Source organism: Achromobacter pulmonis (assembly GCF_021733725.1).
GTDB lineage: Bacteria > Pseudomonadota > Gammaproteobacteria > Burkholderiales > Burkholderiaceae_B > Achromobacter > Achromobacter pulmonis.
The window spans coordinates 5,206,530-5,218,624 of record NZ_JAIFOT010000001.1; the positions used below are offsets into that span (position 1 = coordinate 5,206,530).

Consider the following 12,095-nt stretch of genomic DNA (forward strand, 5'->3'; position numbering starts at 1 on the left):
GTCAGGCCGCCCGGGGCGTCAGCGGCCGGCCGCCGATGACGGTGCCGAGCACGTCGATGTCTTTGAGCCCCTGCGGCGGCACCGCCAGCGGATCGTCGCGCAGCACGCAGAAATCGGCATGCTTGCCCACCTCGATCGAGCCGACCAGGTGATCCATGTGCAGTGTGTAGGCCGCGCCCAGCGTGATGGCGCGCAGCGCCGCCTCGACGCTGATGCGCTCGGACGCGCCCAGCACCCGGCCCGCAGCGGTCTGGCGGTTGACGGCGCACCAGGCGGTGAACAGCGGCCCCAGCGGCGTGATCGGCGCGTCCGAATGGATCGCGAACGGCACCCCGGCCCGCGCGGCCGAGGCGCAGGCGTCCATGCGGTTGGCGCGGTCCGGACCCATGGTCAACGCGTAATGCGCATCGCCCCAATAGAAGATGTGGTTGGCGAACAGGTTCACGCAGATACCCAGACTGGCCATGCGGCGGAACTGGGCGGCGTCGGCCATCTGGCAGTGCTGCAGCGTGTGGCGGTGATCGCGCCGCGGGCTGCGGCGCAAGGCGCGGTCGATGGCGTCGATCGCCAGTTCGGTGGCCTCGTCGCCGTTGGTGTGGATGTGCAGTTGCGCGCCGGCGTCATGATAGGCCTGCACCAGGGCGTCCAGCTCGCCCGGCGCGATGACCCAGATGCCGTTGGGCGCGCCGTTGTAGTAGCCCGGCCAGCGCAGCCGGGCGGTGAAGCCCTGGATGGAACCGTCCACCACCAGCTTGACCATGCCCAGGCGCAGCTTGCCATGGTTGAGCCGGCCCGCCTCGCGCAGCTTGGCCAGGCAGGCGGCCGGGTCGCCGGCATAGGCCAGCGCCGACGCCGCCGGCACGATGCGCACCGGATAGTCCGGCTCGGCCGTGACCCGCGCCAGCGTCGCCAGGCCGTCATCGCCCAACTCGTTGACCAGGTCAGTGGCGGTGGTGACGCCGGCCCACTGCGCCACCTTGCCGAACATGCGCAGGCCGTTTTCCGACAGACCCACGGTGCGGAACGGATTGCCGATCAGCCGCATCACCGGGAACATGGCGGCGAATTCGCACAGCTCGCCGCTGGGCTGGCCGTCGGCGCAGCGGCTGATGCCTTCGATATCGGTATCGCGGTCGATGCCGGCGCGGGCCAGCATCGGCGTGTTCACATTCATCAGATGCATGCTGGCATGCATCACCACCACCGGCCGGTCGGCCGACACCGCGTCCAGGTCGCGCACGCTCATGCGCTGGCCGCCGAAGAAGATGGGATCGAAGCCCCAGCCGATCAGTGTCTGCGTCGGCGCCAGGCCGGCGGCGAATTCACGCAGGCGCGCCGCTACCGCCTCAAAACTCTTCAGCCCCGGCCAGATGCGGCCGTCCGGCCCGCGGCGGTCGTAGTAGCCGACATAGGCGAACTGCCACATGCCGCCCTCCGGCAAGTGGCAGTGTCCCTCCACCAGCCCCGGCATGAGCACGTGATCGGCGTAGCGCTCGTCCAGCTCGGCCGGCCCCCAGCCGGCCAGATCTTCGCGGCTGCCCACGCCCAGGATGCGGCCATCGCGCACCGCCACGTGCGTGGCGCGCGGTTGCGCCGGATTCATCGTCAGGATGGCGCGGGCGGCAAAGATGGTGGTGCGGGTGGCGGCGGTTGGCGCCGATCCCGGATGCGGCGTGTCATGCATGCTGCGTGCTCCAGTTCGAGGGGTCCGGCAGCGCCCGCAGGTCCGGCTTGTTCCAGGCCTTGCCCGGCACCGAATCGATCAGGCGGCGCGTGTATTCGTGTTGCGGGTGATAGAAAATCGTGGCGGCGCGATCCAGCTCCACCAGTTGGCCGTGCCGCATCACGGCGATGCGGTCGCAGATCTGTGCCGCCACGCGCAGATCATGCGTGATGAACAGCACCGACAGGTCGAACTGGCCGCTGACGGTCTTGAGCAGATCCAGCACCTGGGCCTGGATCGACACGTCCAGCGCCGAGACCGCCTCGTCGGCCACCAGCAGCCGCGGCTTGAGCGCCAGCGCGCGGGCAATGCCGACGCGCTGGCGTTGCCCGCCCGAGAACTGGTGTGGATAGCGCTCGCCCGCGTCGCCGCCCAGCCCCACCAGGGCCAGCAGTTCGCGCGCCTCGCGCAGCGCGGCCTGGCGGTTCTGGCCAAAGCCGATCGGCCCCTGAGCCACCGAGTCGACCACGCGCTGGCGCGGGTTGAGCGAGGCGTACGGGTCCTGGAACACCATCTGGATCTGGCGCCGGTACGGGCGGAAATCCCGCGGCGTCATGCCCACCAGTTCGCGGCCATCCAGTCGCACACTGCCGCTGTCGGGCGCCACCAGCCCGATCAGGGCGCTGCCCAGGGTAGACTTGCCCGAGCCCGATTCGCCGACCAGTCCCAGGGTTTCGCCCTGCCGGATCTCCAGCGAGATATCGCGCAAGGCCTCGACCCGGCGACCGCCGGTGACGTAGGTCTTGCACAAATGGGCGACCGTCATCAGCGGCGGCGTGGCGGCGCCCTCATCCTTGCCCTCGGGCTTGTGCGGCACCGCCGCGATCAGCTGGCGGGTATACGGGTGCCGCGGCCGGTTCAGGATCTCGTCGGCCGTGCCGGCCTCCACCACCGCGCCCTGACGCATCACCACGATGCGGTGGGCGATGTCGGCCACCACGCCGAAGTCGTGGGTGATGAAAATGACGCCGATCCCCATGCGCCGCTGGATGTCCTGGATGAGCGCCAGAATCTGCGCCTGGGTGGTGACATCCAGCGCGGTGGTGGGTTCGTCGGCGATCAACACGTCCGGCTCCAGCGCCAGCGCCATCGCGATCACCACGCGCTGGCGCTGGCCGCCGGACAGCTGGAACGGAAAGGCGTCGTACATGGCGCGCGGATCGGGCAGCAGCACCTGGCCGAACAGGTCCAGGACCCGCTGCTTGCGCGCGGCGGCGTTCAGGCTGGTGTGGCATGCCAGCACTTCGTCCACCTGCCGACCCACGCGCATGACGGGATTGAGCGCCGTCATGGGTTCCTGGAACACCATGCCGAACTTGCTGCCGCGCAGGCCCAGCCAATCAGCCGCCGACAGGCCGACCAGGTCGCGCCCGCCATACAGGATCCGGCCCTGGGTCACGCGCAGTTGGTCCGGCGGCAGCAGGCCCATGATGGCGTGCGCGGTGACCGACTTGCCCGACCCCGATTCCCCCACCACGCACAGGATCTCGTTGCGGTTGACGGTATAGGACACGCCCCGCACCACCGTCACGCCGCCGTGCGCGGTGGACACGCCGAGATCGTGGACTTCAAGCAGCGCGCTCATGCGGCCCTCCGTTTGCTGGCCAGCTTGGGGTTGAGGGCATCGTTCAGGCCATCGCCGATCAGGCTCACCGCCAGCACCGTCAGGAAAATGGCCGCGCCCGGCAGCGTCACCGCCCACCAGGCGGTCAGGATGTACGGCCGGTTGCTGCCGATCATCAGGCCCCAGCTCATCACGTTGGGATCGCCCAGGCCCAGGAACGACAGACCGGCCTCGAACAGGATGGCGGTGCCGATCGCCAGCGTCGCCGAGACGATCAGCGGCGCCAGCGCATTGGGCAAGATCACGCGCCAGATGATGCGCGCATTGCTCGATCCGATCACTCTTTCGGCCAGCACGTATTCGCGCCGCTTCAGGCTCAGGAATTCCCCCCGCGCCAGACGCGCCGTGGCGGTCCAGCTGACCACGCCGATGGCCACGGCAATGGTGCCCAGCGAGGGGGAAAACAGCGTCACCAGCACCATGGCGAACAACAGCGCTGGCAGCACCTGGAAGAACTCGGTGATGCGCATCAGCGTTTCGTCGACCCAGCCGCCGTAGTAGCCAGCCAGCGCCCCCACCGTGATACCGATGGCCATCGACAGCACCGCCGCCACCACGCCGACCAGCAAGGTGGCGCGGCCGCCATAGATCATGCCGGTCAGCACGTCGCGGCCCAGGTAGTCCGAGCCCAGCAGCAGCTCGCCGCCGGGCGGCTCCATCGGCGCGCTGGCGATCTCGAACGGATCGGCTTGCAGCACCAGCGGGCCGAACAGCACCACCGCGAGGATGGCGGCCAGCAGCAGCAAGCCGATGAGCGCGCCCGGATTGCGGGCGAATGCGCGCAGCGCCTCGAACGACGGCCGCGCCGGGCGGGCGGTCGCTGGCGCGGCGGCGCCGGACAAAGCAGGAGGGACATGGCTCATGAGGTCTTTATCCTGGGATCGATCAGCCGGTAGGCCAGGTCGGTCAGCTGGTTCATCACCACCACCAGCAGCGACGCGAACAACAGAATGCCAAGCAGGGTCGGATAGTCGCGCCGCAGCACGGAATCGAACGCCAGCCGGCCCAGGCCCGGCCAGTTGAAGACCGTCTCCACCAGGATGGCGCCAGCCAGCACATTGCCGAACTGCAGGCCCAGCATGGTGACCACCGGCAGCACGCCGTTGCGCAGCGCGTGCCTGTACAGCACGACGCGTTCCGGCAGGCCCTTGGCGCGGGCGGTGCGGATGTAGTCGGCGGCCAGCGCGTCCATGACGCTGGCGCGCGCCAGCCGGCTGTACTGCGCCAGGTACACGAACGCCAGCGTGAAGGCCGGCAGCACCAGATGGTGCAGCACATCCAGCACCCCGGCCCATCCGTGCTCCGGACCGCCCGCCGAACGCATGTCCGACACCGGGAACCACGGCAACAGCGAGGCGAACAGGATGATCAGGATGATGCCGGTCCAGAACACCGGCGCCGAATAGCCGACGATCGACAGCAGCGTGATGCCTTGCGATAGCGGCCCGTTGGGTTTGCGCGCCGCCAGCGTGCCCAGCGCCGTGCCCGCCAGGAAGGCGCTGAGCACCGCCGTCACCACCAGCAGCAGCGTGGCCGGCACCCGCTCCCAGATCAGTTGGGCCACCGGCAGGTTGAAGAAGTAGGAATGGCCCAGGTCGCCGCGCGCCACCTGCCCCAGGTACAGCCCCAACTGCACCAGGAATGGCCGGTCCAGCCCGTACTGGGCGCGCAGTTGGGCCCGCAGTTCCTCGCTGATGCCGCCCATGGAGCCGGCGATGGTTTCGACCGGATCGCCGGGCGAGATGTGGATCAGCAGGAAGTTCAGCGTCACCACCGCCAGCAGCAATACCACCGCATAGCCGGTGCGACGCGCGAAATAGCGCAACATGGCTGCCCCCCCGCTACTGCAGATAGGTGTCGTCCAGCGGCGACAGCAGGCCCCAGATGCCATCGGGCAGGCCATGCACCTTCTTGGACGACAGCGTGTGGTACGGAATGAGGGTCAGGAAATCGATCGGCAGGTCCTCGGTCACGATCTGCTGGAACTGCGCATACAGCGCGCGGCGCTTGGCCTCATCGATCTCGGTGCCGGCCTGATCCAGCAACTGGTCGACCTTGGGGTTCCGGTACGACTGGGTGTTGGTCCAGATGATGTCGCGGATGTTGCTCGACAGGTAGGTGCGGTGCACGCCGATCACCGGGTCGCCCCAGTTGAAGACGATATCGGTGGTCATGTCGAAATCATGGCTGGCGATGCGCTTGGCCCAGGTCGGAAAGTCCGGCGACGCGCGCACCTGCACCGCGATGCCCACCTTCTTGAGCTGGCTGCGCAGGTATTCGGCGACGTTCTTGCCCTGCACGTCGCTGCCCGGCATATAGTCGACGGTCAGCGTCATGCGCTCGCCCTTGCCGTCCGGCTTGAAGCCGGCCTCATCCAGCAGTTGTCCGGCCTTCTTCAGGTCCAACGGGTACTTTTTCAGATCCTGGGTCGCATAAGGGCTGGCGGCCACGATCGGCCCGTCCGCCGGCTTGGCGAAGCCGGCGTTCAGCGCCTTGGTGATGAACCGCTTGTCGATGGCATAGGCGATCGCCTGGCGCACGCGAACGTCGTCCAGCGGCTTGCGCGCGGTATTGAACGCCAGCCAGCTGAGCGCGCCGATGCCTTCATAGCCGCGATCGGTCATGACGATCTGCGGATTGTCCTTGGCGCGCCGCAGAATGGTCGGCTCGGTCATGTACGGCAGCACGCCGATGTCGCCGCGCTCCAGGCCGATCAGCAGGTTGGTGGCATCGGGGTTGATCTTCACCACCACCCGGTCCAGATAGGGCTTGCCTTTCTCGAAGAACTTGTCGAAGCGCTCCAGCACGATCTCCTGGCCTGGCTTGAAGTCCTTGAGCGTGAACGGGCCCGAGCCGACCACGTTGGCGGAATTGCGCGGATGGTTCTTCAGGTCCTGGCCATCGCCATAGATGTGCTTGGGCAGCACCGGCATCAGCGCCGGCGACAGCGCCAGCAGGATGGCCGGATGCGGCTTGCTCATGCGCAGCACGGCGGTGTAGGGATCGGGCGTGTCGACGCGTTCGACCGGCGCCAGCATGCTCTGGAACGGATGGTTCTGCTTGACCGCCATCACCGAAAACGCCACGTCCGCCGAGGTCACCGGCTTGCCGTCGTGGAACAGCGCGTCATGGCGCAGGTGCAGGGTCAGGGATTTCGCGTCCGGCGCCAGCTCCCAGGACTGCGCCAGATAGGGCTGCGGTTTCCAATCGGCGTCGTAGCGCAGCGGGCTGGCGAACAACTGGGCGCTGGGCAGCCCCGTGGCGATGCCCGATTGCACCGCGCCATTCAGGTGTCGCGGCACCTGCGTCGAGCCGATCACCAGCGTGCCGCCCGGCTTGGGCGTGTCGGCGGCCTGGGCCACCGGCGTGCCGGCCACCACGGCCCAGGCTGTCAGTATTGCGGCAAAGCCGCGTTTTGCGCTGCGCATTCATCCACCCCTTGGCATTGTTGGCACGAGCCATTCAAACGATGGCTGTAGCGCTAGCCTAGTCAAGCCGGTGGCCCCCGCTTAGTACCAAACCGCCGGACTTGATGGGGCCAGGCTGGCGGCCGGCGCGGTTCAGCCCGCGCCGGCCGCCAGCGCCCGCGCATACAGCGCCGCCACCGCGCAGCTGTCCACGCGCGCCTGCACCGCATCCGAGCGGCTGGTCAGCAGCACCGGCACGCGCGTGCCCAGCACCAGTCCGGCGGTGGCGGCGCCGGCCAGCCAGGTCAGTTCCTTGTAGAGCATGTTGCCGGCCTCGATGTCCGGCACCAGCAGGATGTCGGCATCGCCCGCCACCGGCGAAACGATGCCCTTCTGCTCGGCGGCCTGGCGCGAGATGGCGTTGTCGAAGGCCAATGGACCGTCGATCAGGCCGCCGCGGATCTGCTGGCGGTCGGCCATCTTCGACAGCGCGGCCGCGTCCAGCGTGGCCGGCATGGCCGGGTTGACCGACTCCGTGGCGCACAGCACCGCCACCTTGGGCCGCGCCACGCCCAGCGCGCGCGCCAGGTCGATGGCGTTCTGCGCGATGTCGGCCTTCTCCGGCAGGGTCGGGGCGATGTTGACGGCGGCGTCGGTCAGGATGAACAGCTTGGGATAGGCCGCGGCCGCCATCACGAAGGCGTGGCTGATGCGCCGGGCCGTGCGCAGCCCGGACTCGCGCGCCACCACCGCCGACATGAAATGGTCGGTATGCAGGCTGCCCTTCATCAGCATGCCGACCGCGCCGTCGCGCGCCAGCGCCGCGGCGGCGCGCGCGGCCAGCGCCTCGTCGTCGGGGGTGTCGACGATCTCCAGCGCATCCGGCCGCAGGCCCATTTCGGCCATCACGCCGGCCAGCCGGGCCGCCGGCCCGACCAGCAGCGGCTCGATATAGCCGGCTTCGCGCGCCTGCATGGCGGCGCCCAGGCTGGCGGCGCACAGCGGATAGGCCACCGCCGTGCGCACCCGCCCAGCCGACAGCGCCGCGGCCCGCAGCGGCTCGAACAAGCGGTCGCTGGCCATGGCGTCAGCCGCGCACCGGATCGATCGGCAGCGGCACCTCGCCGGGCTGGAACGGCTGATTGACGTAGCGCTTGTACTTGTCCAGCAGGCGCAGCGGCTGCTTGAGCGCATCGCGCCGGAACGGGTCGCCCAGTTCCTGGCTCACCATCATCTCCAGCACCGTGGTCTTGCCCTCGGACTGCGCCTTGCAGGCCGCCTGCAACGCCGCGCCCACCTGGTCGGCATGTTCGACGCGGATGCCCTCGGCGCCCATGGCCCGCGCCAGCTCCGCGAAGTTGGGATTGAGCAGGTTGCTGCCGACGAAGCGGCGGCCGTAGAAGTCCACCTGGTTCTTCTTTTCCGCGCCCCACTGGCCGTTGTGGAACACCACCGCCGTGACCGGGATGCGCTCGCGCACGCAGGTCAGCAGTTCCTGAAAGCTCATGCACCAGGCGCCGTCGCCGACATAGGCCACCGCCGGCCGGTCGGGCCGGCCCAGCTTGGCGCCGATCAGCGCGGGCAAGGCGTAGCCGCAATTGCCGAAGCTCATGGCGGCCAGCATCGAATCGGGCTCGTCGAAGCGCAGGTAGCTGTTGGACACCGAGCAGATATTGCCGATGTCGGTGGACACCATCACGTGCCTGGGCATGGCGCGCTCCAGCTCGCGCAGCATGCGGCGCGGATGCATGCGGCCGCCGCCGTGTTCGATGATGTCCAGGCTCCAGTCGTCGCGCTCGTGCGACCAGCCGTCCAGCTCTTTTTCCCAGGCGCTTTTCTGCGCGGCGATCTCTGCGCCGCGTGCCGCCTTGGTGGCGACGCAGGCCACCTGGCGATCGCGCAGTTTCGCGGTCAATGCCGCCGCCGCCGGCCTGGCATCGCCGCAGATGCCCACCGACACCGGCCGCACCAGCCCCAGCATGCGGTGGTCGGCGTCCACCTGGATGATGCGCGCGCCTTGCGGCCAGTAGTCCAGCCCGTGCTGCGGCAAGGTGCCGAACGGGCCCAGGCGCGTGCCCAGCGCCAGCACCACGTCGGCCTGCGACAGCAGCTTCATGCCGGCCTTGGAGCCCTGGTAGCCGAGCGGCCCGCACCACAGCGGATGGCTGGCCGGGAAGGCATCGTTGTGCAGGTAGCTGGTGACCACCGGCGCGCCCAGCAGTTCGGCCAGCGCCACGCATTCAGCCTGGCCGGCCGAGAAAAGCACGCCGCCACCCGCGACGATCACCGGAAATTTCGCCTCGGCCAGCAGGCGGGCGGCCGCTTCCAGGTCTTCTTCCGAGCCCGGGCCGCGGCGGATGCGGCGCGGCTCTGGAATGGCCACGTCGATCTCGCCATAGAAATAATCGCGCGGGATGTTCAACTGCGTCGGGCCGCGTTCGGCCAGCGCGTTGTCGAAGGCCTTCGCGGTGAATTCGGCCATGCGGTCGGGGCGGTTGACGTGCGCCTGGTACTTGGTGATGCGCGAGAAGATCGGCAACTGCTCGGTTTCCTGGAAGCCGCCCAGGCCCATGCCGGACGTGCCGGTCTCGGGCGTGATCGCCACCACCGGGCTGTGGGCCCAATAGGCGGCGGCCACGCCGGTGACGAAGTTGGTGATGCCGGGGCCATTCTGCGCGATGCAGACGCCGTGGCGGCCGGTGACGCGCGAATAGCCGTCAGCCATGTGGGCGGCGCCCTGCTCGTGCACTGTCGGCACGAAGCGGATGCCGGCGGCGGGGAACAGGTCCAGCGCGTCCATGAAGGCCGAACCGACGATGCCGAAGACGTCCTTGACGCCTTGCGCCACCAGCGTCTCGACGAACGCCTCGCTGGGGGTCATGTGTTGCTTGCTGCTCATGGTCTCTCTCCTGGCGGACCGGCGCGGCTTGGATTGCATATTGGCCGGGGTGAACCGATACTGCAGCAGAAGCCTGGCGTTTCCCACCCCATGGCGTTCCATTTTCTGCAGAATCCGCACCAACCTGGCGGCCTTTCGCCAAATCTTCAAATATTGAAAGATGAAAGACGAATCCTCCGCGGCGCTGCGCGCGCTGACCCTGCTCGAACAGGTCGCTGGTTCCGAGGCGCCCGTGTCGCTGGCGGCGCTGACCGACGCCACCGGACTGCCCAAGCCCTCGGTGCTGCGCATCCTGTCGCGGCTGGTGGACGCCGGCATGCTGCTGCGCGAACCGGCCGGCAAGTGCTACATCACCGGCCCGCGCCTGTCGGCGCTGGCGCGCGATACCCTGCTCAATTCACCGCTGCGGGCCGAGCGCCACCGCATCCTTGACAGCCTGGTCGACGAAATCGGCGAAACCTGCAACTGCACCATGCTGGATGGCGACGAGGTCATCTACCTGGACCGGGTCGAGACCGCCTGGCCGCTGCGCGTCAACCTGCAGCCCGGCTCGCGCGTGCCGCTACACTGCAGCGCCAGCGGCAAGCTGTTCCTGGCGCATATGCGGCGCGAGGCCCGCGCGCGCCTGCTGGCGGCGGCGCCGCTGCCGCGCTACACGCCCAACACCCTGTGCGAGACCGCCGCGCTCGAACGCGAACTGCTGGCGATCCGCAAGGAAGGCGCCAGCTTCGACCGCGAGGAATTCCTGCTGGGCATCGTCTGCATGGCGGTGCCGATCATGCGCGGGCGCCGCGCCATCGCGGCGGTGGCGCTGCATGCGCCGGTGGCGCGGCTGTCGATCGACGGCGCGCGCGCCTGGCTGCCGCGCATGCAGGAAGCGGCGCGGGCGCTGGCCGGCACCTACGAGCCGTTGCCCTGACCCCCGCTCGCGCCTGGCGCCCGGACGCGCCGGCGTGGCGGCCCTGGCCGCCACGCCGGCCGATCCGGGGTCCAGGCCTTACACTGTCGGCCGAATCCGTATTTATCGCAGTTCCTGCGAGAGCCTGACCGTGACCCAGACCCCCTTTGCCACCCTGCCCCTTTTGCCCGCCCTGCTCGACAACCTGCAAAGCCTGGGGTTCGAACAGATGACGCCGATCCAGGCGCAGAGCCTGCCGCTGATCCTGGAAGGCCGCGACCTGATCGCGCAGGCCAAGACCGGCAGCGGCAAGACCGCCGCCTTCGGCCTGGGCGTGCTGCACAAGCTCGACCCCACGCGCCTGGTGCCACAGGCCCTGCTGCTCTGTCCGACCCGCGAACTGGCCGACCAGGTGGCGCAGGAACTGCGCCGGCTGGCGCGCCAGATCGCCAACGTCAAGATCCTGACGCTGTGCGGCGGCGCCGCGGCGCGCCCGCAGGCCGAATCGCTGGCGCGCGGCACCCACATCGTGGTCGGCACGCCGGGCCGCATCCAGGACCACCTGGCGCGCGGCAGCCTGGACCTGTCGGGCCTGACCACGCTGGTGCTGGACGAGGCCGACCGCATGGTCGACATGGGCTTTTATGACGATATCGTCGCGATCGCCTCGCATTGCCCCGCCAAACGCCAGACCCTGCTGTTTTCGGCCACCTACCCCGACAACATCCGCAAGCTGAGCGCGCGCTTCCTGCGCAACCCGGCCGAAGTCAAGGTCGAAGCCCAGCATGACGCCAGCCGCATCGAGCAGATCTTCTACGAGATCGACCCGGGCGAACGCCTGGACGCGGTGGCCAGGCTGCTGGCGCATTTCCGTCCGGTCTCGACGCTGGCATTCTGCAACACCAAGGTCCGCAGCCACGACCTGGTCGAGCGGCTGCAGGCCGAGGGCATCAGCGCCCTGGCGCTGAACGGCGACCTGGAGCAGCGCGAGCGCGACGAAATCCTGATCCAGTTCGCCAACCAGAGCTGCGCCGTGCTGGTGGCCACCGACGTGGCCGCGCGCGGGCTGGACATCCAGAACCTGGGCGCGGTCATCAACGTCGACGTCACCAAGGACACCGAGGTCCATGTGCACCGCATCGGGCGCAGCGGCCGCGGCGAGCAGAAGGGGCTGGCGCTGAGCCTGTGCTCGCCCGACGAAATGCGCTGGGCCAACCTGATCGAGCAATACCAGGGCGCGCCGCTGACCTGGGGCGACATCAAGTCGCTGCGCCCCAAGGCCGACCGGCCGCTGCGCGCACCCATGGTGACCCTGTGCATCCAGGGCGGCAAAAAGGACAAGCTGCGGCCCGGCGACCTGCTGGGCGCGCTGACCGGCGACGGCGGCCTGGCCTTCGAGCAGGTCGGCAAGATCAACATCACCGAGTTCAACGCCTACGTGGCGCTGGACCGCAAGATCGCCAAGCAGGCCTTCGCGCGCCTGTCCAACAGCAGTATCAAAGGCCGGCGCTTCCGCATGCGCTACCTCGAGGAACTGTAAGCAT

General features: G+C 68.9%; 9 protein-coding genes. 2 read left to right on the forward strand and 7 right to left on the reverse strand.

The genetic code is table 11. The features are described from left to right. Position 1 precedes the first annotated feature (1 nt). The 7 genes from K2W61_RS23965 to xsc form a co-directional block, all read right to left on the reverse strand. Positions 2 to 1,684: an amidohydrolase gene (locus tag K2W61_RS23965; protein ID WP_236756723.1), complete on the reverse strand. Its 1,683-nt coding sequence runs from the start codon at positions 1,682 to 1,684 to the stop codon at positions 2 to 4. Further along, positions 1,677 to 3,308, reverse strand: a complete 1,632-nt coding sequence (locus tag K2W61_RS23970) for an ABC transporter ATP-binding protein (RefSeq protein WP_175135661.1) — start codon at positions 3,306 to 3,308, stop codon at positions 1,677 to 1,679. The genes K2W61_RS23965 and K2W61_RS23970 overlap by 8 nt, the downstream gene beginning before the upstream one ends. After that, positions 3,305 to 4,210, reverse strand: coding sequence for an ABC transporter permease (locus K2W61_RS23975; RefSeq protein WP_175135662.1), 906 nt, complete (start codon positions 4,208 to 4,210; stop codon positions 3,305 to 3,307). The genes K2W61_RS23970 and K2W61_RS23975 overlap by 4 nt, the downstream gene beginning before the upstream one ends. After that, positions 4,207 to 5,175, reverse strand: a complete 969-nt coding sequence (locus tag K2W61_RS23980) for an ABC transporter permease (protein ID WP_175135663.1) — start codon at positions 5,173 to 5,175, stop codon at positions 4,207 to 4,209. The genes K2W61_RS23975 and K2W61_RS23980 overlap by 4 nt, the downstream gene beginning before the upstream one ends. Before the next feature lie 13 nt (positions 5,176 to 5,188). Then, positions 5,189 to 6,775: an ABC transporter substrate-binding protein gene (locus tag K2W61_RS23985; protein ID WP_175140050.1), complete on the reverse strand. Its 1,587-nt coding sequence runs from the start codon at positions 6,773 to 6,775 to the stop codon at positions 5,189 to 5,191. Positions 6,776 to 6,907: 132 nt separating this feature from the next. Beyond that, positions 6,908 to 7,837, reverse strand: coding sequence for a bifunctional enoyl-CoA hydratase/phosphate acetyltransferase (locus tag K2W61_RS23990; protein ID WP_175135665.1), 930 nt, complete (start codon positions 7,835 to 7,837; stop codon positions 6,908 to 6,910). Between the two features lie 4 nt (positions 7,838 to 7,841). Beyond that, positions 7,842 to 9,653: a sulfoacetaldehyde acetyltransferase gene (gene xsc / locus K2W61_RS23995; RefSeq protein ID WP_175140051.1), complete on the reverse strand. Its 1,812-nt coding sequence runs from the start codon at positions 9,651 to 9,653 to the stop codon at positions 7,842 to 7,844. Positions 9,654 to 9,813: 160 nt separating this feature from the next. Between xsc and K2W61_RS24000 the strand changes: the two genes are divergently transcribed. Both K2W61_RS24000 and dbpA read left to right on the forward strand, forming a co-directional pair. Next, positions 9,814 to 10,572, forward strand: coding sequence for an IclR family transcriptional regulator (locus tag K2W61_RS24000; protein WP_175135667.1), 759 nt, complete (start codon positions 9,814 to 9,816; stop codon positions 10,570 to 10,572). Positions 10,573 to 10,702: 130 nt separating this feature from the next. Next, complete coding sequence (dbpA, locus tag K2W61_RS24005) at positions 10,703 to 12,091, forward strand: ATP-dependent RNA helicase DbpA (RefSeq protein WP_236756724.1); 1,389 nt, start codon at positions 10,703 to 10,705, stop codon at positions 12,089 to 12,091. Positions 12,092 to 12,095 lie beyond the last annotated feature (4 nt).